The sequence below is a fragment of the Galbibacter sp. PAP.153 genome (assembly GCF_037029175.1).
Classification (GTDB): domain Bacteria; phylum Bacteroidota; class Bacteroidia; order Flavobacteriales; family Flavobacteriaceae; genus Galbibacter; species Galbibacter pacificus.
Genome location: NZ_JAZEUN010000013.1, coordinates 1 through 26138 on the forward strand (window position 1 = coordinate 1; position 26138 = coordinate 26138).

Genomic DNA, 26138 nt, shown 5'->3' on the forward strand with positions numbered 1-26138 from the left:
ACTAAAATGAAATTATGATTTTAACTATATTCTATAGTAGCAACACCCTAATATTGGCACATTTCTACACATGTATATTCTTAATCATCAATTACATTCGATGGCTTCAGATGTTATTTTTCTTTATTTTTTGTTAATAAAAGTTGTGTTTTTAACAAAAAATTACCATTTTAGTGTTAGCTAATTCAAATAAATATTAAAACATGAGAACAAAGTTTAGTGGATTTTTAACGCTAATACTAGCGTTAGTTGTGCAAATAACTTTTGCACAAGAAAAAACCGTAACAGGTTTGGTCACAGACCAAGATGGGCTGCCACTACCTGGTGCGAGTGTAGTAGTTAAAGGAACAAACAATGGCACTCAAACTGACTTCGATGGTAATTATTCCATCCAGGCCAGCACAGGTGATGTTCTGGTTTTTTCCTATGTAGGACAAAAAACAGAAGAAAGAAGTATTGGTACCCAAAACACTATCGACATTACTTTAAGCACTGATGCTCAAACATTAGGCGAAGTGGTAGTTACAGCAGCATTAGGTCTTCAAAGAAATTCAAGAGAACTTTCTTATTCCGTTGCCAAAGTGGACAATGACCAACTAACTGAGACACGTTCAGTTAATGCCGCTACGGCTCTTGCAGGTAAAGTTTCTGGTTTGCAAGTAAACACTATTAGTAGTGGAGTTAATCCAAATACAAGAGTGATCTTACGTGGTAATAGATCTCTACTAGGAAATAATGAAGCTTTAATTGTTATTGATGGTTACCCTAGCAATAGGGGTGTTTTAGATCGAATCAACCCTGATGACATTCAAGACATTACTGTGTTAAAAGGATCTAATGCAGCTGCCCTATACGGATCAGATGCATCAAATGGAGTTGTCTTAATCACAACAAAAAAAGGTACGAATAAACTCCAAGTTACTTTTAACAGTACTTATCAACAGGAATCCATATCCTATATGCCTGAATTCCAAGATGAATTTGGTGTCGGAGGATTTCCTGACGGAACCCTTTATCCATTAGAAAACGTAAATTGGGGGCCAAGATTTGACGGAAGACTTGTTGACGCAAGTGAAACTTATCCCGACGGAAGAGTCCTTCAAGTACCATATTCCCCTATCCCTAATAACCATAGAAGTTTTTTTGAAACCGGAAGTACAATTAGAAATGGTGTTACGGTTCAAGGTGGTGATAATGTAAGTAATTTCCTGTTTTCAATTGACCACTCCAATATTAAGGGAACCATCCCGAAAGATCAATATAACAGGACGAATGTTAGATTAAAGGGAGGATTAGAATATGGAAAGTTTACAATTAATGGGAATGCTTCTTTTTTTAGATCTCACACTAACCAAGTCGGCTCAGGAGGTCATCAATCAAGGCCTCTTTATTGGTATGTAATTAATACGCCATTGCATATTCCAATTACGAATTATAAAAATTGGAGAAATGGAGAATTTACAAGAAATGAGGTTTCGTATTATCGTTTTTATGAAAACCCTTATTTTATAGTTGATACTCAAAGAAATTTATCCGATACATTTGAATTTACTTTTATAACAGACGCAAACTATGAATTCACAGACTGGTTTGAGGCCAATGTTCGAATGGGTTATACGAAATATAGCGACGAACAAAAAGATGAACTAGGTGGCTTATCGTATGATTTCACTATTCCTAATGATTATGCAACTATTGCTGAATTTCCTCCTTCAGTACGTGACGAAATTTTTAACCGTAGCAGGTTTAATAGCGACTTTATCTTGACATTCGACAAAGATTTAGGGGATTTACATGCGAATGTTAATATCGGTAATAATGTAAGAATTGAGAATGAAAAAAATATACAAGTTTCTGGGAACAACTTAATTTTACCTGATTTTTATAATGTTTCAACTAGAACGGGAAATTTAGAAGGTTTTGAAAATTCTGAAGAGTACAGAAAGATTGGAGTTTATGGTGACCTTACTTTAAATTATAAGGACTACCTTATTTTAAACGCTTCTGGCCGTAATGATTGGACTTCAACTCTACCTAAAGATAGTAGGTCTTACTTTTACCCCAGCGGAGGAATTTCATTCGTTCCTACAACTGCCTTCCCCGCTATTAAAGGGACCTTGAATTATCTAAAAACTACATTTAACATAGCTAAAACCGGTAATGACTTAAGCCCATATGATTCGAACCGCTCATTCTTTGCGCCAGATGGATCACAAGGCTATGGTTCTTTCCCCTATGGAGCCAATGCAGGGCTTTCATTATCATCTCAAGAGCCTGATCCAAATCTAAAACCGGAGTTTACAACTTCAATGGAAGCTGGCGTCGAATTTGGTTTCTTTAATGGAGATAGACTCTCTGGTGGTGTAACATTATACAAAACAAATTCAACAGACCAACTTGTTCCTATTAACACCTCGGTCACTTCAGGAGCAAGAAGCATTTTCACCAATATTGGTGAAATACAAAACCGAGGTATTGAAATCGATCTAAGAGGAGGAATTATTAGAAATGAAGACCTCTCATGGGATGTAAACCTTAATTATTCCTTAAATGACTCAAAAGTTTTATCATTAAAAGATGGAGTTAATCAGGTAGAAATCGGTGGCCCTTATGCTGATAATTCAGCATATGGTGCAGTAATCGTAGCTGAAATCGGGCAACCTTATCCATTAATTAAAACTACCGATTATCAAAGAGATGAATTTGGAAGAGTTATCGTAGGTGATGATGGAGACCCACTCGAAGACGGAGACTTAAAAAGTCAAGGCAAAACTGTGCCTACCTATATTGTTGGCTTAAATTCAACGCTAAATTACAAAGGATTTAAATTGTATACTGTTATGGATTACAGAACAGGCCACGTATTTTATAATAATTTAGTTGATGCCCTAGAATTTACAGGACTTACACAACACAGTGTTACATCAAATAGACAACCGTTTATATTTCCTAATTCTGTTTATTCAGATGGAAACGGAGGTTATGTAGAAAATACAGATAGACCTACAACAGGTGGGGGTAATAATTTCTGGGACACCTATAATAACACAAAATCAAATTATGTTACCGATGCTACAACACTTAAATTAAGAGAAGTCGCTTTGAGTTATAGCTTTGATTTAGACGCAATAGGTAATTTAGGACTTACCAATTTAAATATTGGTATTTACGGGAGAAATTTAGTCACTTGGAGGCCTAAGGATAATGTATATACTGATCCAGAATTTAACTACAATAGTGGTAATGCTACAGGTTTCGGCTCTCAAAGCCAAACTGCACCTACAAGACAGTATGGTATAACACTTACGGCAAAATTTTAAAGAAATAATGATGAAAATAAAAATTAATAAAATTGGAAGAATATTGCTAATCATCTGTTTGACAGTATTAGCAAGCTGTAGTGATGATTTTTTGGATGTAAATGACAATCCAAACAATCCTCCAACATCGACACCCAAACTCACATTGCCAGTTGCTCAACAACAGTTAGCAAATCTCTATGGCACTTCTATGATGTATCTTGGACAATACTTTGCATATTCTTATGCAGTACCTTCGAACTGGTCTGCCAATGGTGATTTGTTAAGATATAATGTCACAAATACATTTTACACCAACATTTTCGAGAGCTCATATGCGGATATTTTTAAAAACTTAACATTCGTTGAAGAGTATGCCGATCCCCAAGGTGTTCTAGATTATAGTTCATACAAAGTTATCACTGAGACTCTTTCAGGGTTCCAATATCAATACCTTGTTGACCTATATGGAGATGTTCCTTATTCGGAAGCTAATCAAAGAGGGGGAAATACTACACCTGTATACGATAATGAAGAGACTATATATAAAAATGTTATAGACTCATTAACGACTGCTGCTAACCTTGCCCTTAACATTCCTTCAGAAAATTCAGAGAATCCTGGAGATAGCGATATTATTTTACATGGCGACATGACAGCTTGGGCTCAATTTGCCAATACTGTCAAATTAAGGATGTTAATGCGCATGAGTAATTCTGGGCAAGATAGTTATATACAGGAACAGATTGCCCTCATAGATGCAAATGGAGCAGGGTATATAACTGATAATATTTCAGCAAACCCAGGTTATTCTCAAAATGCTGACCAACAAACACCTGTTTATGGCTATCTCGGGTATCAATCAACCGGGGTTGAAACCGATCGTCATGATTTTACAGTTGCTACCGATTATGCTATAGATTTATTGGATAGCACTAATGACCCTCGTATACTAAGAATATATACAGGAAGTGATAATGCCGATGAGCTTAAAGGTGTAAATCAATCTATAAATCTTCCAGGTGAAGGGTTCACTTCAGATGATTTGTCTGCTGTTGGTCCAGGAATTCTAAAAAGCGCTGATCAAGATCAACCCCTTATGTTATTATCTGAAGCTCTTTTTTTACAAGCTGAAGCTGTTACAAGAGGTTATATTCCAGGGGGAGATGCTGTGGCAATGAATTTATATAACCAGGCGATTGAGGCTTCCTTCGACTATTTAGAAGCAGAAGATGCGCAAACTTATTATAGTCAAGCAATTGAAAACGTGTCCTGGGCTTCTTCCAGCGATAAAATTGAGGCTATAATCACTCAAAAATGGATTGCACTAAATGGTATTTCTATTGAACCATGGATTGAATATACCAGAACCGGATTCCCAACTGATTTACCAACATCCGTTGATGGAGGGAATAGACGCCCTATTAGATTGTTGTATCCTACTTCCGAATATTCAAGAAATTCTGACAATGTTCCGCCTACAACAACTGAAGATGCATTCACCAAGAACCCTTTTTGGAAATAAAACATTCTAAATCATGAAAAATAAAAATATAAAAAACATAAAATTATTAGCTATTTGTATAGCGGTGGGGATAATGTTTGCTTCATGTTTACTCGATGATGAAGTCACCGATTTTGGAACAGGGCCTAATTTAGTCGGCTTTGCAAACAGCACAGCTACTTTCAAAGCTGAGGCTAATGGCCAAGAAGTTAACTCTGAAATTCCTGTTCAAATAATAGGACCTTCTGTAAACAAATTCAGTGATGAAGTCACGGTTACCATAAGTGTTGATCCCAGTTCTACAGCAGAGGAGGGAGTTAATTATCGATTAAATTCCAAAACGATAACTTTAACTCCTGATGCTTCAGAAGATATCTATGAAGGTGGAATCCCCATCACTATCATCACAGATGGGATATCTACACCAGTATCAGAGACTCCAATATTAAATTTAATGATATCGGAAGTTTCATCTAATGGTGAAATAGTAATCAACGACAAAACCAAATCTTTGAGCGCATCTATTGCGTATACCTGTCCATATAACATTAATGATTATGCGGGAACATATATTGCAACCACTGATGAGTTTGGTTTTTATATTGGACAGCCTCAACCATTTGAGGTTATAGATGGGCCAGGCGAAAATCAATTTACTATGGTAAATGTAGCTGCACATCCTGAAGCATATGATGTAATAGTTGATGTTGACCCAGCTACTGGAGATTTAACAATTGCTAAGCAACCTGCTTTTAATACAAATAACATTGGATATACCTATGGTGAATTAAGATGGGAAGGAACTGGAACAAGTGCTCCATCCCCGGGTAATTGTGTTGGCATTATAGATATTACTACAACAAACACCGTAGATGCTGGTTCATTTGGTCAATTTAGAACAGTATTTGAAAAACAATGATTTTTAATTAAATCATATTCCATAATAAAAGCAGTCTCATTTTTGTATAATGGGACTGCTTTTATTATAATTCTAAAACCCAAATAATATTTTCACCATGTTATAACTTCCATAGCATAGTTAAAAATAACAGTTTACATACACTGATCCCTTTTTATACAAAACTTCACTTTCATATTCAAAACAATATCATCTAACAATTTTTTTACTTTTTTAACCTTCCAATAGAAAATTAAGAATATGTCAAAATTTAAACTATACAATACATCAATATTAGCGTATTGTTAAATAGGGGTATTCTTAATTATCAAGTACGTAATGTTAAAGTTTTAAATGTTATTTTTCTTTATTTTTTCTTAAGAAAAGTTGGATTATTAACATTAAATTACCATTTTCGCGTCAGCTAATTCAAATAAATTTATAAAATGAGAACAAAGTTTAGTGGATTTTTGACGCTAATACTAGCGTTAATTGTGCAAATAACTTTTGCGCAAGAAAAAACCGTAACGGGTGTGATCACAGACCAAGATGGACTGCCACTACCTGGTGCGAATGTAGTAGTTAAAGGGACCAGTAATGGTACCCAAACTGATTTTGATGGTAATTATTCCATCCAAACTAGCACAGGAGATGTACTGGTATTCTCCTTTGTAGGGCAAAAAACTGAAGAAAGAACTGTAGGTGCTGCCAGCAGCATAGATGTTACTTTAGGGCAAGATGCGCAAGCTCTTGATGAAGTTGTAGTTACGGCTTTAGGTATTTCAAGGGAAAAGAAACAATTAGGATATGCAACACAAAAAGTTGATGGCGAAGCTGTATCAAAGGTGAAGACTAACAACTTCGTAAATTCGCTTTCTGGTAAAGTTGCTGGATTGGACGTAAAAAGTTCCGGTACTTTAGGTGGATCTTCCAATGTTGTAATTCGTGGTAACAACTCCATCTCTGGAAACAACCAAGCATTATTCGTTGTGGATGGTATTCCAATTAGCAACGAAAATACAAACACATCAGCCCAAAGAAGTGGTGGTGGTGGTTTTGACTATGGTAATGCCGCTTCAGATATTAACCCTGATGACATTGAAAGCATTAACGTACTAAAAGGTGCTGCCGCAACAGCTCTTTACGGGTCTAGAGGTATGCACGGCGCCGTGATTATCACAACTAAAAAAGGCCGAACTAAAAAAGGTATTGGAGTAACTGTTAATTCCAGTGTAACTGTTGGCACAGTAGATAAGTCTACCCTTCCTACATATCAAGATAAATATGGTGCTGGTTATGGTCCTTATTATTCATCAGACGACGGTTACTTTAACCTTGCTGATATCAATGGTGATGGAATAGATGATTTAACTACACCATTTACAGAAGATGCCTCTTATGGTGCCGCTTTTGATCCAAACTTAATGATTTATCAATGGAATTCTATTTATCCAGAATTATCTACCTATCAACAAGCATCTCCTTGGGTAGCAGGTAAAAACAACCCTAATTCTATATTTGAAAGTGCTGCTACTGTAATCAATTCAGTATCTTTTGATGGTAGCACCGACAAAAGTAGCTTTAGAGTTGGTATCACTAATTTTGATCAAGAAGGTATTATTCCAAATAGTGGAATTAAAAGAAATACCATAAACTTTAATGCATCTCATGACCTGACTGACAAATTAAAGTTGTCAGCAGCTATGACTTACACCAAAACAAGTGGTAAAGGACGTTATGGAACTGGATACGATTCTAAAAACGTTATGCAACAGTTTAGACAATGGTTCCAAACCAATGTAGATTTCCAAGAGCAGAAAGAAGCTTATTTTTCTACAGGGAAAAACTTATCATGGAACCCTAACTCATCTACCAACCTTCGTCCTATATATTCAGACAATCCATACTGGGTTTTCTATGAAAACTATGAAACAGATTCAAGAAATAGATATTTTGGTAATGTTGTTTTAAACTACCAAATAAACGATGTATTTAGTTTATTGGGAAGGTTCACGTACGATACATATAGTGAATTACAAGAAGAGAGAATAAATGTAGGAAGTGCAGATGTGTCTCAATATTCCAGATACAACAATGATGTAGCAGAATACAACTACGATTTAATTTTAAATTTCAATAAAGATCTTTCTGAAAAATTAAATTTAGATGGAAACATTGGATTTAACCTTAGAAGACAAACTTGGAACTCTATTAGAGCTACAACAAATGGAGGTTTAGCAATTCCTGGACTATACTCACTAATTAATACCGTTAGCCCGCTAGAAGCACCAGACGAATACGATGCAACTAAAATGGTAGACGGTGTATATGCACGAGCAAGTTTAGGATATGACAATCTTTTGTTCTTAGAAGGTACATACAGAAGAGACCGTTCTTCTGCTTTACCTAAAGCAGACAATACATATGGCTATTTCTCAGTTTCTGGAAGTTTCTTGTTTTCTCAGTTGATGGAAGCAAGTTGGTTAAACTTGGGAAAATTAAGAGCTAACTACGCAGAAGTTGGTGATGATACCGACCCATATAGGGTTTTTAATACATATGATGTTTCTACTGCATTTAATAGTTCTGGTGTTGCCACTAACCCAAGTGCATTAAACACAATAGATTTAAAGCCGCAAAGACAAAAATCTTATGAATTTGGTCTTGAAATGGCTTTTGCAGAAAGAAGATTAGGTTTTGATGTTGCCTATTACAATACAAGAACCGAAGATCAAATTGTAAATGTTCCATTTTCTAATGCCACTGGTTATTCTTCAAGATGGCTAAATGCCGGTACTATTGAAAATAAAGGGGTTGAAGTACTTTTGTATGGTTCGCCAATCAGAACAGAAGACTTTAAATGGGACATTACGTTAAACTGGGCTAGAAACAGAAGTGAAGTAGTTGAGCTTAGAGAAGGTATTGATAACTTAGTAATGGCTAGCCTTCAAGGAGGTGTTAGTATTAATGCCACACCTGGAGAACCATATGGTACCATTAGAGGTTCAGATTATATCTATGATGATAATGGACAAAAGGTTGTAGGTAGCAATGGTTATTATTTAAGAACCTCTGCTAGTAACAATGTTATAGGAAATATAAATCCAGATTGGAAAGGTGGTATTAACAACAGCTTCACATACAAAGGATTTAACTTGAGTTTCTTAATCGATATCCAAAAAGGTGGAGATGTATTCTCGCTTGATACATGGTATGGTTACGCTACAGGTTTATATGATTTTACAGCAGGCACTAACGATTTAGGAAACCCTGTAAGAAATCCTGTTACCAGTGGTGCAGATAGCGGAGGGGTTATTCTCCCAGGTGTAAAAGAAGATGGAACTCCAAACGATGTTAGAGCTGCAGCTACCACCTATGCAAATCCATGGGGTTATGTTAGAACACCAAATGCCGCTCATGTTTATGACGCATCTTATATTAAACTTAGAGAAGCTAGCTTAACATACAACTTTAGTAAAGATTTTATCAGCAAACTACCTCTAAGCGGAGCTTCTCTTTCATTAATAGGTAGAAACCTATGGATTATTCATAAGAATGTTCCTTATGCTGATCCCGAAGCTGGTTTAAGCTCTGGTAATATCCAAGGGTACCAATCAGGTTCTTATCCTGCTGTAAAGGAAATAGGAGCAAGTCTTAAACTACAATTCTAAAAAATTAATCATGAAAAAAATATTTGTATCTATATTCACAATCGCTCTCGTACTATCATCTTGTCAGAGCGATGATAAATATGAAAGCTACAACGAGGACCCAAAAAATCCTCAGCAAGTAGCCTCCGGTGCTCTTTTCACATCAGCTACAAAGAGCCTTTTTGATCAAATGACCAGCACCAGTGTAAACCTGAATGTTTATAGGTTGTTATCTCAGTACTGGACTGAAACGACATATATCGACGAATCCAATTATGATTTAAATGGGAGAAATATCACCCAAAATCACTGGAGTGAAATGTATCGTGATGTATTGTTCGATTTAAAAGATGCTAAAGCTAAAGTTATGGAAGATCCTGAATTATCAAGTTCTGAAAAAACTGGCCGCTTAGCTCAAATAGAACTATTGGCAATTTATACATGGCAACAATTAGTAGATAGTTTTGGGGATATTCCTTATACTCAAGCATTGGATATCGAAAATTACCCCCTTCCAGAATACGATGACGCAGCTACTATCTACGAAGATCTAATCAGCAGAATCAATACTGTTATTCCTGATTTTCAAACTGGAAGCGGCTATATGGATGAAGACCAGATATATGAAGGCGATATGGCACAATGGTCAAAATTTGCTAATTCTGTAAAATTGAGACTAGGTATCAGGTTAAGTGACGTAAATCCATCTCTTGCCCAACAAACAGTTGAAGCTGCTGTAGCTGCGGGTGTATTTACCTCAAATGAAGATAATGCACTTATACCATATCAAGGCTTTGCACCTAATACCAATCCACTTTGGGTAGACTTAGTTCAATCTGGTAGATCTGACTTTGTGGTAGCAAGTACCATTGTTGATTTCATGAATGGACTTGATGACCCAAGAAGAATGGTATATTTTGATGATAACTTAGGAGCAGATACATACGAAGGTGGTCCTTATGGAGATAACAACAACTTTAACTCCTATACACATATAGGACCTGTTATGTTAGAGCCAACATATCCTGGAGACTTATTGGATTATGCAGAAGTTTCTTTCTATTTAGCTGAAGCCGCTGCTAGATCTTACAATGTAGGAGGCACTGTTGAAGAATTCTATGAAGAAGGTATTACCGCTTCATTTGAATATTGGAATGCAGGTGATGCGAGTGCATATCTAGCCATGCCAGAAGTGGCATATGCAACTGCACCGGGAGCTGACTGGAGAGAAAAGATTGGTAATCAATTTTGGATTGCCATGTACAACAGAGGTTTTGAAGGATGGACTGTTTGGAGAAAGTACGACATAAACATGTTTACTTTACCTGTTTCTAGTGAAAATCCCATCCCAACAAGGTATACATACCCTATAAACGAACAAAACCTTAATGAAGCTAATTGGTCTGCCGCTTCAGATGCTATTGGTGGGGACAATCAAACCACTAAGCTATTCTGGGATGTTAACTAATATTTATTAGTAAAAAAACATAACCATTTTATAAAATTAAAACCACCTCGAGATGAGGTGGTTTTTTTATGTACTTTGCTTCTGTAAAACTAAAATCCATTTCAAAAAAGTATAAATTTTGGTTTCACTTCAGGAAAGTACATGATTTTTTATATTGAGTGCTTTACTAAGTTCCCAATAAAAAAAATCATGTACTTTTGCCACATGGAAAACAACTATCAAATTTTTGGTATCCGCGCGGTTATGGAAGCCATTCAATCGGGTAAAACAATAGATAAGGTCTTTGTTCAAAAAGGATTGCAAGGAAACCTGTTTCATGAGCTTGACAAGCTTATCAAGAAAAACGATATTAATAAAGCTTATGTACCCGTTGAAAAGCTTAACCGGCTTACCAAAAAAAATCATCAAGGGGTTGTTGCCAATATTTCGCCCATTGAGTTTCACGACCTTGACAACTTGGTTATGCAGACTATAGAATCGGGGGTTACGCCATTGTTCTTGTTGTTGGACCAATTGTCGGATGTGCGAAACTTTGGTGCCATAATACGTACCGCCGAATGCACTGGCGTGCACGGGATAATTATTCAGAAAAAAGGAGCGGCTCCCGTTACTGCCGATACCGTAAAAACTTCGGCCGGGGCAGTATTTAAAGTGCCCATTTGCAAGGTAGACCATATTAAGGATGCTGTTTTCCATATGCAGGCGTCGGGGATTCAAATTGTTGCGGCTACCGAAAAAACAGACAACACTGTTTATGATGCCAATTTTTCACTGCCAACTGCAATTGTAATGGGTTCTGAAGATGCGGGCATCTCCCCTTCTATCCTAAAGGTTGCAGACCAAAAGGCAAAGCTGCCGCTTTTGGGGGAAATCGGGTCTTTGAATGTTTCGGTGGCTTGTGGTGCTTTTTTGTATGAAGTGGTAAGGCAACGTTTGTAAAACAAATTATCCTGTATAACCCGGCTTTTCTCTATTTTTTTGTTTTAAAGGCCTTTCTATTTTGATTCATTGGAATCTTTTTCTTTGCCCTTTTCAATATAATGATAGGTAATCGATATAGAATTGTTATCCTGCCCTAATGCTTCGGCTTCATCTACTGTATTTTCAATAAAATTGCCATCCTGGTCGAAGTGCTTTAAAAAAGGGTCGCTGGCTTCGTCAAAATCTTCGTGCTCCCATTCGTATGTTTCCTTGCGAAGGACTTCGTCTTTGAATATAAATGCCAGTGCCAATCCCACCATAAACCCAGAAAGGTGCCCTTCCCAGGAAATTTCTTCTTTTATGGGAAATATAAACCAGAACATGCTCCCGTATGAAAAAACCGTGACCAGAGACAATGCTATTAAACGCTTGTTTTTGGCTATAATGCCTTTAAAAAATATAAAACTTACCAGCACATAAATAAGTCCGCTGGCACCAATATGATGAGAAGGCCTCCCGATGAGCCATGTTAACAGGCCGCTAAAAAGGATGCCCAAGAGAATTACCTTCCAACTTATTTTGTTATAAAAATAAAAAAGTGCGGCACTTAATATCATTAAAGGCAGCGTATTGCTGTACAAATGACTTACGGAACCATGGATAAATGGGCTAAAAAAAATGCCCCTGAGCCCTTTAAAACTCCGTGGGTATATTCCATAATCGGAAAAATCGAAGCCAAAGTTTAACTCAAACCAATACACACCCCAAATGGCAAGGCCAAAAAAGAGCGGGTATATAAGCATCCATAAAGAAAAGTTTAAACTGTCGTCTTTTTGCATGTACAATCCTCATCAAAATTAGAACCAGTTTAAATTTACTGATAAATTGTCAGAAATATACTTGAGCCCTTGTAGTTATAATTGTAATTTTGGATTATGAATGAACCTTTAGCAGAACGTATACGCCCTAAAAGTTTAGAAGAATACATTAGTCAAAAACACTTGGTTGGCGACGACGGCTCTTTAACGTCCCAAATTAAAAAAGGGGCCATTCCTTCATTGATTTTATGGGGCCCTCCCGGCACCGGAAAAACCACATTGGCAAATATTATAGCCCATGAGAGCAAAAGGCCTTTTTATACCTTGAGTGCTATTAACAGCGGCGTAAAAGATATACGGGAAGTTATTGACAAGGCAAAGCAAAGTGGCGGACTTTTTACAGCCAAGAACCCTATTTTGTTTATAGACGAGATTCATAGGTTTAGTAAATCACAGCAAGACTCGCTTTTGGGCGCCGTTGAAAAAGGTTGGGTAACGCTTATTGGCGCCACTACCGAAAATCCAAGCTTTGAGGTAATTCCCGCCCTGCTCTCCCGTTGCCAGGTTTATATTTTGAACGCCTTTAACAAGGAAGACCTGGAAGCACTTTTGAAGCGGGCAATTGAAGAAGACCGTTTGCTGAAAGAGAAAAGCATTAACTTAAAAGAAACCGAGGCTCTGCTGAGGCTTTCTGGCGGTGACGGAAGAAAACTGCTAAATATTTTTGAGCTGGTCATTAATTCTGAAGATAAAGATGCCATTACCATTACCGATGACTTGGTAATGAAAAAGGTACAGAAGAATATTGTACGCTATGATAAAACCGGCGAACAACATTACGATATCGTCTCGGCTTTTATTAAGTCTATCAGGGGTAGCGACCCCAATGGTGCCGTGTATTGGCTTGCCCGTATGATAGAGGGTGGCGAAGATGTAAAATTTATTGCCAGAAGGATGCTTATTGCCGCCTCTGAAGATATTGGCAACGCAAACCCCACTGCTCTGGTTATTGCCAACAATACATTTCAAGCGGTTACCACTATTGGTTATCCGGAAGCACGTATTATTTTAAGCCAATGTGCAGTTTATTTGGCCACATCTCCAAAAAGCAACGCTTCTTACGAGGCCATTAACAAGGCCATAACGGCCGTTAAGCAAACAGGCGACCTTTCTATTCCGCTTCATCTAAGAAATGCACCTACAAAACTTATGAAAGAACTTGGTTATGGCGAAGATTATAAATATGCACATAGTTACACCAATAATTTTGTGGAGCAAGAGTTTCTTCCGCAGGAATTGGAGAACACTACTTTCTACAATCCCGGGAACAACCAACGAGAAAATGCTTTAAGGGATTTTTTAAAGAACCGTTGGAAAAATAAATATGGCTATTAGGCATTATGCTTTGCACATATGCTTATTGTAGTATGTGCTAACATATACACAACTCCTGTTTACTACTGTAACTTTTACATTGCCCCACTTGCAAATGCCCACGTATTGAGCCGATGTGCCCTCGCCTTTTTTGTTGGTACAAATTTCCTTTTTGGCGCATGCGAGAATGCTAAATGAACATGTAAGAATCCTATTTACCAATCTACTTCTTCTTTTTATTCATATAACCTCTTATTTTACGATTTTTAATTTGAATGATTGTTATGCGTTTTTATGAAATGTCCTATAGGAAGGCCTTCAGCAGAAAAACTTCCTATAAAACAGTCCATTTCTTGTATTGAAGATTGAGTGGTTGTCGTTTTTAATTTAACGGCTTCCCCTGTATTTAAATTTAATTTTCTGCAACCAATTGGGCTATTTCCTTTGTAATTTGTGTTGGCGAATTGCAGTTGCAGTTGGTCAACCCGATTACATAAATATCTTGCGCGGGCAAATAAACCCCCATTGACTTGTAGCCGAAAATGGAACCACCATGCTCATAACGCTGCACGTTGTTTTTTGTTTTAATGTGCCAGCCATAGCCATAGTCGATATGCGTTCCATTGTTTAACGTATAATTTGTAAATGCTTTCTTGGTGGTTTGTTTACTGATTAACAAGTTGTCCTTTATAGCCTGATTCCATTTGTACATATCGGTTACGGTAGACATAATGGACCCTGCCGAGTATGGCAAAGAGAAGCTTATGTAGGTATTGTTTATATACTTACCGTCTTTTTTTTGATATCCCGAAGCCCTGTTGTTTATAATTTTTTTATGGCTAGCATAATAGGTGTTTTTTAATTGTAGTTTTTTAAATATATGCTGCTCAATAAAATGGGCATAACTTTCTGCAGAGACTGTTTCTATTATGTAACCCAGTAGAATGTAACCGGAGTTTGAATATTTGTATTGTTGACCCGGTAAAAAGTCCATTGGCTCGTTTTTAAAAAAATTAATGAGTGCTGTTGGCGTCATGTCTTTTTTTGATATTTCATTCAATCCATCAACACTGGTAAAGTCTTTAATTCCAGAAGTATGGGTCAATAGATGATGTATTGTAATTTTATTTCCGTGAGGATAATCTGGGATGAATTTGGTTATGGTGTCTTCTAAATTCAATTTGCCTTCTTCCATGAGCATTAAAATGGCTATGGCCGTAAACTGTTTTGTTATGGAACCGATTTCGAAAACATTATCGGGCTCCATAGGAACGTTTAACTCAAGGTTGGAGAGGCCAAATGCTTTTTTGTATATAATCTTTCCCTTTTTGGCGATAAGGAAGCTGGCCCCGGTTTCATGCGGGCGGTACTGTTTTTGCATCAAACTATCTATATTGGACTGTATATTTTGTGCATGGCAAATAGATTGATAATTAAGGAAGAAAATGGAAGTTACTGTTAACAGGCATTTTAAAAAGAATGTGTTTTTCATTTCTTGATTTTTAATTATTGATTTTGATGGTTTGACTATGTATTGACCATTTTGGTTACAAAAAAGTATGTGGATGCCATTGGCAGTTGGATTTGTACCGGTATGTCAATTTATCCTGCCTGTTCTATATATGCCTGTATGGATAGCTAGTGCGCCTATGTATATCTTTTTTTGGTAGAAATGAAAAAACCTCAAGACCTATGAAAATCTTGAGGTTTTTTGTTTATTTTTATTTATATGCCCTTTCGGGGCAATTATTTTAATACGGAATGCCTAAAACTTTATTTGCAGTTCCTGCTTTTTTAGCTCGTCGCCTTCGTAATATTCGGCTATCCATTTGCCATCTTTTTGATAAAGGAAACCATTTTTGTCCTGAATGATGTAATAGTTTGGCTGCGTGGTTTTTGTTATTTTAAAAACAACCTTTGGCGTGGTGTCTACCAATTGGTAACCGTTGTTTATAGGTTGCGCGAATAGGGTGTTAGTATTGGTTTCTACTGAAGTGGCCGTTGCCGGTGCCGTGGTTTGTGGTGTTACGCTTGTTGCCTGATTGGCAGCCGTGTTTGCCGTAACCGCCACCGCCGCTGTTGTTGCGGGAACGGTATTGTTTTGCGAGGGAACGTATACTTGGGTGTTCTCTACGGGCTGGTAGTTATAGTTTAGGCCTTTAATGGAAACAAAGGCATTTTCCAGGGCTTCCTGATATGCGCCTTCATATTCCTTTATTTTACTTTTCCCTTCGTCTGAAGTGTATATAATGGCCCCTTGGCAATTTTCCAAGGTGACGTTCATTTTGGTTGTAAATAGGTTGGAGTTATCCAGTACGTTTGCCTTTAGGCCCAAACAAGGGTTTGCCAATAGGTCGGCCGGTTTTTGGTCGTCATAAATGGCGTTAAAGCCAGCCTTTTCGAACATAAACTTGGTATAGGTATTGACCCTATATTTATTTGCTTCCTTTAAAAAATCGAACTTTTTTGGAACGATAATGTATTTGTAGTTGTTTACATTTTCTTGTGCAAGGATTGAAATTGACATAAAAACCAACCCTAAAAATAATAGCTTCTTCATTTAAAAAAAATTTTAGTTTCTCATTGGGAACATATAGTTAAATCCCAGCTGTATTGATGCGTTATTTGCTTTGGCTAAATTATAATATTCCAACAAATTATCGGCCAATAAATAGAAGTTAAAGTTAGCAAAATGCGTTGACAATCCAAGACCGATGTTCTTTTTTGAAAATTTATCGACGGTATAGGTTGCCTTTATACGCAATGCCTGTGCTAACCTCCTGTAGTAAAAGGCGGTAAGGGCTACCTCGGGATATTTAGGCCTTTTTTCGGCAAACAACTGCAACCCTACCGAATTTATCAAACCATCGAAGCCAGACGCAGTACAATCGCACGCATTCTTTCCCGCGTATCCCCCAAAATTATATATTGCGGCCGCATTTAACTTTACGGGCCTCATGGTGGTGTACGGATCCCGAATAGTATCCCGGGGGAATGCTTCTTCTATCTCGTCTACAAGCTCCTGCCAATTGTTGGAAAGTCCGGTATCGTTAAAAATATCATCAAACGGAAGTTCTATACCCTCAATAGCATCTTGTCCTTTTAAGGTATAACGCTCTACGTCTTTATTATGATATATAAAACCCAAATCTTGAATACTGGCCGTGTAAGTCCATGTTTCGTTTGGGCTGTAAGTAATGCCAAAATCGATGCCCAGCCCCAAGTTTCCGGCAAGAAAAGCCCTAGGCATCATTTTATTGACAACGTCCCGGCCACCATTTACGTCGTCTTCCCGTAAACTGGCATAGCCCGAAGTTTTTACTTCTACATTTGAAACCAAGGCATGCCTGTAAAAATTATTTTCTCCCTCTGTGGTTATAAACGTACCGCTATTTTTAGTTGAAGTAAAATCTATAATGCTGGAATATATTTTTCCGCGCACCCCGTAGCTAAACCGGTCGCTTACCATTTTATGGTACCCGGCATGATATACCGTTAACAGCTCTCCTTTTACGTTAAGGTGTGATAAGTTGAAGGCTCTACCTATATTTGGGGCATTTCCTTCGTAAGCTAAAATGGCTAGGTCTTTTGGCCAATAGTTAAAAAAATCTATTTCCTGGTATGCGCCAAAGGTAATGTAACTTTTACCAAAATGCCCCCCTATTTTAAAGCCTATATTTAGCACTTCTAATTGCTGGTTAACCCGTTGTACGTCCCCCGCCTTTAATGAATATACCATATTGTTTACCTTGGTGTTAAAATCTACGCCATTATCGGCAAAAAGGTCGTAAACCGACATATTGCTTGAGCCTGCATTTACATATATGCCCGAGAGCACGGGTATGCCAAAATACCCTCTGTTTTGTATAGTGGCACCGGGATTGACCATTAACGACTGTGGGATTTCGGTAAAATTGTACAGCAATTGTTTGTTTTGAGCATATGTGCATATGCCCGATATAAAAAGGAGGAATGCTATTGCTTGTTTATTTGTCATCTATTGACATAAAAAAGGTTCCTGCGGATCTAAGGTCGAGCACGCCTTCTGAATCGGGCTGCAAATTTGGGGTGCCACTATCGAGGGACAATACCACTTCCAGGCTTTCCATGTTTTTTATTGTTTGGATGTCGGCCTCGTTGTAAGTTACAATAGATGTTACCTTTATGGGGATTCCCGAAGACGCTTCAATAGAAATAGGAATGCTGTCTATGGGCACATTGGCCTCGTTGTATAAAATTATATTTGCTGAAAAAGAACGCTCTATGGTGTTGGTAAACTCAAAAGTAAAAGTGGCTTTTTGCAGGTTATCGTCAAAGAAAGGCTCGGAGAACAGTTCTATTTTAGTTGAATCTTTCACGGTATAGCCTGTTGTATTATCCGGGATTTCGCCAATTAACGAAGCGGGGAGGTCGAAATAAACCAAGCTTACCTCCATAACGGGCTCTAACCTGAAGTCTTCGGCCTGGCTAAAATCTACATCTTTTACGCAAGAACACCAAAGCATACTGCATAGCAACAACAATAAGTAAGGTCTATATTTTTTAGTTGGTATTGGCATGTAAATAAAACGGTTTAAAAAACAAAGTATTGTTTATTAAAGATAGTTTTTTATTTGCCTTAACGTGTTAATTTTATGGGTATTAATGTTTATATTTTTATGTAAGGGCGTATAGAAAAGCGTGTGCATGCCAACGTTTTTTGCACCAAGGATGTCTGCCTCGTAACTATCACCTATCATAATGGCTTTTTCTGGCTTTACCTTGGCCTGATTCAATGCCATTTTAAAAATGATGGGGTTTGGTTTTTTAACGCCTGCAGTCTCGGAATTCATTATTACCTGAAAATAATGGTCTATCTTGGAGTTTTTAAGTTTTCCCTGCTGAACTTCGGCAAAACCATTGGTAATGATATGAAGTTTATAATTGGGGAACAGGTATTCCAGTATTTCTATGGAATCGTTAAATAAATGATTGTACGTAGAGAGGTATTTTATATATTCATCTGATAGTTTTAGTATCATTTCATCAGAAACAACCATGTCCAGGGCGTCAAAAGTTGTTTTAAGGCGCTGGTACCGCAAATCCTCTTTTGTTATTTTGTCCTTCTGGTACAATTCCCATAGCCTAAAATTATTGGGAACATAAACCTCTAGAAATTCGGTTAGGTCAATTGCTACATTATTGCTGGTAAAAATTTTTTCGTAGGTAAGTTGGGAGTTTTTTTCAAAATCCCATAGCGTATGGTCCAAGTCAAAAAAAACATCGGTAATACCTTCATCCTTCCATTTCATTTTTCGTTATTGCTTTTTATGTAATTAATGTATAAATCCTGCCACGAACTCCGCTCGTGCATATTTAAAATTTCGTTCGAGAACACAATATTGAATTCTCCGTTTACAGCACGAACCCTTTGCGAAATTTCGGCAATTTTTTCCTGAGCCTTTCTCACACTCCTGTATTTGTACAATGCAGTATACTGAATACAAAAAGAATTGATTTTAATAGGTATCTGTTCTTCAAAGCTTATATCGTAAAAATAAAACGGAGTGCAAGTTCCCGCCCTAAAACCAACCTCTTTGGTATATCCCATAGTATAGTCTTCATTAAAGCCCGCATCTACCAATAAACGGTATGTGTCTGGTATGTTAAGCCGGTTAAAGCGTTGCCGTGCCCTTTTTACCGGCCGGTTTATAAAGTCTATAAGCCTTCTACGTTCTTTTTTAAGTTCGGCAATGTCGTTGAACGAGTTATAAGAAGCCATTAACGACACGATGCTATAATCGGCCACCGATTTAACCAAGGAGCGAAAGGTGGGGTTGATTACCGAAATATTTTTATCGTACGTTGAATAATTGGCCATTAAAAAGAAGAAAATAGCCGAGACCTTGTGCCTTTTATGAAATGCCGTAAGCCTGTCGAAAAAGTCCAAAGGGTCTTTTCTAAAACCCAACAATACCAGATAACGGTCTAATACCCTCCCCAGTTTTAGGGAAGTTAAATCTATAAGTGTTCCCCCTAGGGTCCTGATGAAGCCCTTTTTTTTGTAGGCAAAAGCCGAGGCTATGTCCATTATGGATGTTTGCTGGTAGGTACGTTTCGGGAATTCTATTTCGGGAAACCGTTCCTGCAAGGCTTTTTTTAATTTCAGTACCCAAATATCCACAACGGGCAATTCTAAAAACCTGTTTTGGTACGCAAGGCTCTCGCTTGCCGGAAAGCGGCCATGCTCGTCTTTTACATGCGGCAGATATTCTTCGTACCTGCTCAACAAATAAAAACTAGCAGCAAAAATATCAAAAGGCAATGCACATTTTTCCGTAGTTGGAAAAAAGCACGGCACCCCGTTCCAGTCCTGAACATTAATTTCCACATCTGAAATTCCCTGCTCGAACAACAGCTCATGGCTTTTAACAAAAAACTCGCTCTGTAAAGGTTGTTTGGTATATGTTATTTTAGGGCCCTTATGGGCTATAAAATCTTCCACCTTGGTAGTTATACTTATATCTATGAGAAGCATTTTTGTAAAAATATGCCTCATGATATAGGTTAATCTCGGTGTAACTTTATACGTATAAACTAATAGCATTTTTAAAAAAGTCCTTCGTCTGCAAAGCTAAAGTAAGATTTTTCGGTTACAATAAGGTGGTCTAACAGCTTTATATCCATTCCTTCGGCTGCATTTTTTATTTATTTTGTTATCTCTTTATCGGCCGCACTTGCCATTAAGGTCCCTGATGGGTGGTTATGCGCCAAGATCATGGCGGTGGCATTAAGCTCCAGTGCCTGCTTTAAGACCAACCTAACATCTACCAATGTCCCGGTAATGCCGCCCTTACTTAATTGAAGGGTTTTAATTACCGCATTGGAATTGTTTAAGTATACAATCCAAAACTCTTCGTGGTCGAGCTCGCCTATATAGGTTTGCATTAAGGAAAATGCATCTTTACTGCTCTTGATCCTCTTCTTGGCAAGGTCTTCCGTTGAACCTCTCCTCCTGCCCAATTCCAAAGCGGCTACAATTGAAACAGCTTTGGCCTTTCCCACACCTTTAAAAGCGGATAACTGACCAATACTTAACTTACCCAATCTATTTAAATTATTATCTACGGAAGCCAATATACGCTGAGATAATGCAACAGCACTTTCGTTCCTGCTTCCACTGCCCAATAGAATGGCCACAAGCTCTGCATCGGACAATGCTGATTTGCTTTTTATAAGAAGTTTTTCTCTGGGACGGTCGTCTGTATTCCAGTTTTAATCGAAAAGTACGGGGGATTTTCTTTCATTTTATAAAGATACTAAATTCTACAAAAAGTTGTATCTTTCATAAAAAACAAACCACTCTATACCCAATATGAAGTCTATATTTTCTGAAGAAGCGTACCGCGAAACCCTTTCCCGCATTAAACAGCTTACGCCAACCTCCAAAGCAGAATGGGGCACTATGAATGTCTCTCAAATGTTGCACCATTGCCAAAAACCTATGGAAGTTGCCATGGGAAAACTGACCGTTAAGACAAATCTCTTTTTTAAATGGGCGTCCAGACTGTTCAAGCCCATGCTCTATAACGACAAACCGTGGAAACATGGCCTACCGACCGCAAAAGAATTTGTTGTAGAAAACCCTAAAAACTTTGAACAGGAAAAAGACAAATTAATTGGCCTGATAACCGAATACCATCAACTAAAAACAAAAAATGAGTTACCGCCCCATCCCGTTTTCGGGAAGTTCACCAAACAACAATGGGGACAAATGCAGTACAAGCATTTAGATCATCATTTAAGACAGTTTGGGATTTGATTGTTGCTTTTTAAGAATTGATGACCTTCAATTAAACTTTTTAAAGAGTTCTCTAATCAATCAGTTTTTTTACCGCTTCAAAATCAAGGCCTCCATAATTACCGCTGCTCATTAAAAGTAAGGCCGTATTGCCCATATTCAAGTTAAAAATAAAGTCCTTGAACGCATCTGGATTGGTATATACGATTAACCCTTCTTTTTCAAAAGCTTCTTTTATTTGGTCGGTAGTTACTTCATCAAGCTTCTTTATTTTTACCGCTTCGGGCGAATAAAAAACCACGGCTGTATCGGCATTGTTCAACGTATTTTTGTATTGCTTTAAAAAAGTGGCATTTAAACTGCTGTAGGTATGCAGCTCTAAACAAGCCACTACTTTTTTATCGGGATATTGTTCCCTTACGGCTGTAAGCGTTGCCTTGACCTTGCTTGGCGCATGCGCAAAATCTTTGTAGATAACACTTTTTGAGTTTTCAGCCAGTTTATCCAACCGCTTGGAAGCGCCTTTAAAACTTGCAATGGCCTCGTAAAAATCGTCTTCGTCAACGCCCATATGCTGGCAAATCCATTTAGCGCCGGCGAGATTGTTCAGGTTATGCCTCCCAAAAACTTCAATGGGCATTTCTCCTTCGGGGGTTTCAAGATAGGTTATGCCATCTTTAACAGTAAATTCGGGCGTAGAATAGGGTATTTTGCGTATTTGGTTTTCAGAAGCTTCTACAACTTTCAACACTTCTTCGTCTTCGCTATTGTAGGTAATGCTTCCGCCTTCAACAATAGAATCGACAAAAACCTGAAACTGCTCCACATAATTTTCGAAGGTTGGAAATACATTGATATGATCCCAAGCAATACCGCTCAACAAGGCAATATTGGGTTGGTATAGATGAAATTTGGGTCGCCTGTCAATGGGGGAAGACAAATACTCATCGCCTTCCAAAACAATAAAATCGTTTTCTTCGGTAAGTTTTACCATTGTTTCAAAGCCTTCAAGCTGTGCTCCCACCATATAATCCACATCCTTGTCATGGTAATGAAGTACGTGGAGAATCATGGAAGTTATGGTTGTTTTACCATGGCTCCCTCCAATAACCACCCGGGTTTTGTATTTACTTTGCTCAAAAATAAATTCGGGGTACGAATAAATTTTCAAACCCAGTTCTTGCGCTTTCAGCAATTCGGGATTGTCCGGCTTGGCGTGCATTCCCAAAATAACTGCATCCAAATCTGCGGTGATTTTTTTGGGAAACCAACCAAACTCATCCGGGCATAAACCTTTGGCCTCCAAACGGGATTTGGAAGGTTCGTAAATTATATCGTCGCTGCCGGTTATGGTATATCCTTTTTGTTGTAATGCCAATGCCAAATTGTGCATGGCACTTCCGCCTATGGCGATGAAATGTATCTTCAATGTTTGTATTTCTGTAATTGATAATCGAGCGTAAAGATAGTAAATAGGCAATCTTGGTCAAACTGGGAACCCTTAAAATCTATTCATGGAATTATTTTGCAGTTATTCCGGCGGATATTTAGAAAAAACCTTTTCTACCACCTCTTTGAGTTTTGCCTCGCGCATTGCGGGGGTCATGGCCTCAGATATAGTTCCTTCGCTTACTGCCTGCCAAATAAGTTCATCGTTATCTACATCAACCAAATCGAAGACAATTTGGCGGTATTGGTCTTGTTGCCCAATGGGCACACCAACAGATACCCCACCGCCTATATTTCTGTTACTACCGCCAATGCCGATACCTACCGAACTATTTACGGGCTTAGGTCTGTTTGAACTTTCAATATTGATATATAAATCTGGCGAAGCTGAGTTTTCATAACCACGGGCCTGCATAACACTGTCAATACTGCGAAACAACCTTTTTTCGTCCAGCTGACTTAGCCCGCTTTGCATTTTTGGGTAAAAGCCATATGTTTTGAATTGCGAAAAATCGGTTTTTTTATCATAATCATAGGTCACTTTAACCCCTGAACATGAGTAAATTAAAAAGCATATACATATGGATGCAAATAGAGTTTTCATAACTTATCTTTTACTAAAAATACGTAAAAAATGGGCTACTTAGACTTTTTCCTCTCCTTTATTTAGCATTTCCCAGAGTTTGTCTTTTAATGGTTGGATACCTTGTTGGGCTATTGAAGATATAAACAGGTATTCTACATTTGTAAATTGTTGGTCGAGCTCCTGTTTCATTTCTTTTTTCAATTCTTCGTCAAGCATATCTGCCTTTGAAATGGCCACCAAACGCTCTTTATCCAATAATTCGGGATTGTATTTTTGGAGTTCGTTTAACAATACCTCGTATTCTTTGTAAATATCTTTTGTATCGGCGGGAATTAAAAAAAGCAACGTTGAATTACGTTCAATATGGCGTAAAAAATAGTGCCCGAGCCCTTTTCCTTCTGATGCTCCTTCAATGATCCCGGGAATATCGGCCATGACAAAAGTGCGGTAATCGCGGTATTCCACAATGCCTAAATTGGGTTTTAAAGTAGTAAATTCGTAATCGGCAATTTTTGGTTTTGCCGAAGTTATTACCGATAAAAGCGTGGATTTTCCTGCATTGGGAAACCCAACCAGGCCAACATCTGCTAAAAGTTTTAGCTCTAATAAAAGTTCGGCTTCTTCACCTGGAAGCCCCGGTTGTGCATAACGCGGGGTTTGATTGGTAGACGACTTAAAATGCCAGTTCCCCAATCCGCCTTTGCCCCCTGTTGCAACTATTTTTTCTTCTCCGTCTTCGGTAATTTCAAAAAGTACTTCGTCGGTCTCCGGGTTCTTTACTTGTGTCCCTAAAGGTACTTCTATAAACACATCTTGCCCGTCTGCACCTGTACTTGTTTGTTTGCCGCCATGCTCGCCATGACCGGCTTGAAAGTGTTTTTTAAATTTAAAATGGTACAAAGTCCAAAGGTTTTTATTCCCTTTCACGATAATATGACCGCCACGGCCTCCATCGCCACCATCGGGACCACCTTTGGCAACATACTTCTCTCTACGCAGGTGTGCAGAACCCTGTCCTCCTTTTCCAGATGCTACTTTTATTTTTACGTAATCTGTAAAATTTCCTTCTGTCATTTAAATATGTTTTTTTAATATAAAAACGCGCCTTAAAAGTTTTTGAAGAACTTAGTGTCAGTCTGAGCTTGTCGAAGACTTTGTTGTATTTATAGGTTAAATATACTTCGACAGGCTCAGTATGACAGTAGAATTTATATCATTAAGAGCGTTTTATTTTAAAGAGCCTCTATAACCCTACTTAATCTTCCTGTAATTTCTTCAATGCTGCCAATTCCGTTTACGCTATGGAATTTGTCCTGTTCTTTGTAATAATGCATTAAAGGAGCTGTTTTTTGGTTGTATTCCTCAAAACGGTTTCTTATTTTATTTTCGTCCTGATCGTCACTGCGCCCGCTTACTTTGCCTCTTTCCAACAAACGCTGAATCAAAACCTCATCATCGGCCTCCAAGGCAATGGTAGCATGTATCTTCATTCCTTTTTCTTCCATCAATCTGTCTAGTGCTTTTGCTTGTGCATTGGTGCGGGGGAATCCATCAAAAATAAATCCGCTTGCATCCGGGTTTTTATCAACTTCATCTTTCAACATATTTATGGTCACCTCGTCGGGCACTAAATCGCCTTTATCGATATACGATTTTGCCAGCGTCCCCAGTTCGGTCCCATTTTTAATATTGTAACGAAATACATCGCCGGTGGATATGTGTTTTAAATTGTATTTTTCTTTTAAAAAGTTAGCCTGTGTACCTTTCCCTGCACCCGGTTTCCCGAACAGCACTAAATTGATCATATTTACTCTTCTTTTATTTGATATACTTCTGGTAAGTTTCTTCCTAATTCGTCATAATCAAGCCCGTACCCCACAATAAATTTGTTGGGGATTTCTATGCCTACGTAATCTATGTTGTATTCCCCCGAATAGACATCGGGTTTGTAAAACATGGAAGCTATTTTAAATTTTTTTACGTTGATGTTGGAGAACATGGAGACCAGTTCTTTTACCGTTTTTCCCGTATCTATTATATCTTCAAGAATTACTACGCTACGCCCCTCTACATTGTCTGGCACGTCCAATAGTGTTTTTACAATTCCTGTTGATGATATTCCGTGATACGAGCTCAATTTTACAAAACTGAGTTCGCAGTCCTGATCGTATTTTTTTATAAAATCTGAAGCAAACATGAACGCACCATTAAGGACACAAATAAAAATGGGCGTCTCATTTTTAAAGTCGGCTTTTACCTTTTCTACCATTAGCTCAATGGCAGCATTTATTTCTTCGGCAGAAATAAAAGGCTCAAAATATGTGTCGTGAAGCTTAATCAAGTTTCTTAAAATTATAAAGTTGCAAAGATACTATTTAGATTTTTGTTTTT

Annotated in this window: 18 protein-coding genes and 2 pseudogenes; 8 read left to right on the forward strand and 12 right to left on the reverse strand. The window is 37.8% G+C overall.

The features are described 5' to 3' along the window. Positions 1-203 precede the first annotated feature (203 nt). The 6 genes from UXI14_RS09670 to rlmB all read left to right on the forward strand — a co-directional run bounded on the left by UXI14_RS09670 (position 204) and on the right by rlmB (position 11758). On the forward strand, positions 204-3320 hold the full coding sequence (locus tag UXI14_RS09670; RefSeq protein WP_335965965.1) for a SusC/RagA family TonB-linked outer membrane protein: 3117 nt from the start codon (positions 204-206) through the stop codon (positions 3318-3320). 7 nt (positions 3321-3327) lie between these two features. Continuing rightward, positions 3328-4824: a SusD/RagB family nutrient-binding outer membrane lipoprotein gene (locus tag UXI14_RS09675; RefSeq protein WP_277898117.1), complete on the forward strand. Its 1497-nt coding sequence runs from the start codon at positions 3328-3330 to the stop codon at positions 4822-4824. Between the two features lie 13 nt (positions 4825-4837). After that, the gene (locus UXI14_RS09680; RefSeq protein ID WP_335965966.1) at positions 4838-5722 is read left to right on the forward strand and encodes a hypothetical protein; all 885 of its coding nucleotides are present in this window, start codon (positions 4838-4840) and stop codon (positions 5720-5722) included. Between the two features lie 425 nt (positions 5723-6147). After that, entirely contained in the window at positions 6148-9372 is a 3225-nt protein-coding gene (locus UXI14_RS09685) for a SusC/RagA family TonB-linked outer membrane protein (protein WP_335965967.1), read from the forward strand. Between the two features lie 10 nt (positions 9373-9382). Next, positions 9383-10819: a SusD/RagB family nutrient-binding outer membrane lipoprotein gene (locus UXI14_RS09690; protein WP_277898114.1), complete on the forward strand. Its 1437-nt coding sequence runs from the start codon at positions 9383-9385 to the stop codon at positions 10817-10819. Between the two features lie 204 nt (positions 10820-11023). Next, positions 11024-11758 (forward strand): 23S rRNA (guanosine(2251)-2'-O)-methyltransferase RlmB, encoded by a 735-nt coding sequence (gene rlmB / locus UXI14_RS09695; RefSeq protein WP_335966061.1) that lies wholly within the window; start codon positions 11024-11026, stop codon positions 11756-11758. Positions 11759-11814: 56 nt separating this feature from the next. Here rlmB and UXI14_RS09700 read toward each other — a convergent pair whose 3' ends face one another. After that, the gene (locus UXI14_RS09700) at positions 11815-12579 is read right to left on the reverse strand and encodes a rhomboid family intramembrane serine protease (protein ID WP_335965968.1); all 765 of its coding nucleotides are present in this window, start codon (positions 12577-12579) and stop codon (positions 11815-11817) included. Positions 12580-12675: 96 nt separating this feature from the next. Here UXI14_RS09700 and UXI14_RS09705 point away from each other — a divergent pair, with 96 nt between their 5' ends. Then, complete coding sequence (locus UXI14_RS09705; protein WP_335965969.1) at positions 12676-13953, forward strand: replication-associated recombination protein A; 1278 nt, start codon at positions 12676-12678, stop codon at positions 13951-13953. Between the two features lie 391 nt (positions 13954-14344). On the opposite strand, the gene UXI14_RS09710 is transcribed toward UXI14_RS09705, so the two are convergent. The 7 genes and pseudogenes from UXI14_RS09710 to radC form a co-directional block, all read right to left on the reverse strand. Continuing rightward, positions 14345-15424: a serine hydrolase domain-containing protein gene (locus tag UXI14_RS09710; RefSeq protein WP_335965970.1), complete on the reverse strand. Its 1080-nt coding sequence runs from the start codon at positions 15422-15424 to the stop codon at positions 14345-14347. A gap of 273 nt (positions 15425-15697) precedes the next feature. Then, positions 15698-16492, reverse strand: coding sequence for a hypothetical protein (locus UXI14_RS09715; protein WP_335965971.1), 795 nt, complete (start codon positions 16490-16492; stop codon positions 15698-15700). Between the two features lie 12 nt (positions 16493-16504). Further along, positions 16505-17929 carry a DUF5723 family protein gene (locus UXI14_RS09720; protein ID WP_335965972.1) on the reverse strand — a complete coding sequence of 475 codons (1425 nt, stop codon included), beginning with the start codon at positions 17927-17929 and terminating at the stop codon, positions 16505-16507. Next, positions 17919-18491, reverse strand: a complete 573-nt coding sequence (locus tag UXI14_RS09725) for a hypothetical protein (RefSeq protein WP_335965973.1) — start codon at positions 18489-18491, stop codon at positions 17919-17921. Before UXI14_RS09725 ends, UXI14_RS09720 begins: the two co-directional genes overlap by 11 nt. A gap of 36 nt (positions 18492-18527) precedes the next feature. Further along, the gene (locus UXI14_RS09730) at positions 18528-19223 is read right to left on the reverse strand and encodes a YjjG family noncanonical pyrimidine nucleotidase (protein WP_335965974.1); all 696 of its coding nucleotides are present in this window, start codon (positions 19221-19223) and stop codon (positions 18528-18530) included. Continuing rightward, positions 19220-20449, reverse strand: a complete 1230-nt coding sequence (locus UXI14_RS09735) for a polysaccharide deacetylase family protein (protein ID WP_335965975.1) — start codon at positions 20447-20449, stop codon at positions 19220-19222. The genes UXI14_RS09730 and UXI14_RS09735 overlap by 4 nt, the downstream gene beginning before the upstream one ends. A gap of 71 nt (positions 20450-20520) precedes the next feature. Further along, positions 20521-21218 (reverse strand): annotated as a pseudogene (radC, locus tag UXI14_RS09740) (DNA repair protein RadC). A 68-nt stretch (positions 21219-21286) separates the two neighbouring features. On the opposite strand from radC, the gene UXI14_RS09745 reads away from it, so the two are divergent. Next, positions 21287-21733: a DUF1569 domain-containing protein gene (locus tag UXI14_RS09745; RefSeq protein WP_335965976.1), complete on the forward strand. Its 447-nt coding sequence runs from the start codon at positions 21287-21289 to the stop codon at positions 21731-21733. A gap of 52 nt (positions 21734-21785) precedes the next feature. Here the strand turns inward: UXI14_RS09745 and UXI14_RS09750 are convergent, their stop codons facing one another. From UXI14_RS09750 to UXI14_RS09765, 4 genes and pseudogenes are all read right to left on the reverse strand, one after another. Beyond that, complete coding sequence (locus tag UXI14_RS09750) at positions 21786-23141, reverse strand: Mur ligase family protein (RefSeq protein ID WP_335965977.1); 1356 nt, start codon at positions 23139-23141, stop codon at positions 21786-21788. A gap of 102 nt (positions 23142-23243) precedes the next feature. Beyond that, positions 23244-23765 carry a DUF4136 domain-containing protein gene (locus UXI14_RS09755; protein WP_335965978.1) on the reverse strand — a complete coding sequence of 174 codons (522 nt, stop codon included), beginning with the start codon at positions 23763-23765 and terminating at the stop codon, positions 23244-23246. Between the two features lie 39 nt (positions 23766-23804). Continuing rightward, complete coding sequence (gene obgE / locus UXI14_RS09760; RefSeq protein WP_335965979.1) at positions 23805-24821, reverse strand: GTPase ObgE; 1017 nt, start codon at positions 24819-24821, stop codon at positions 23805-23807. Between the two features lie 158 nt (positions 24822-24979). Then, positions 24980-26088 (reverse strand): annotated as a pseudogene (locus UXI14_RS09765) (adenylate kinase). Positions 26089-26138 lie beyond the last annotated feature (50 nt).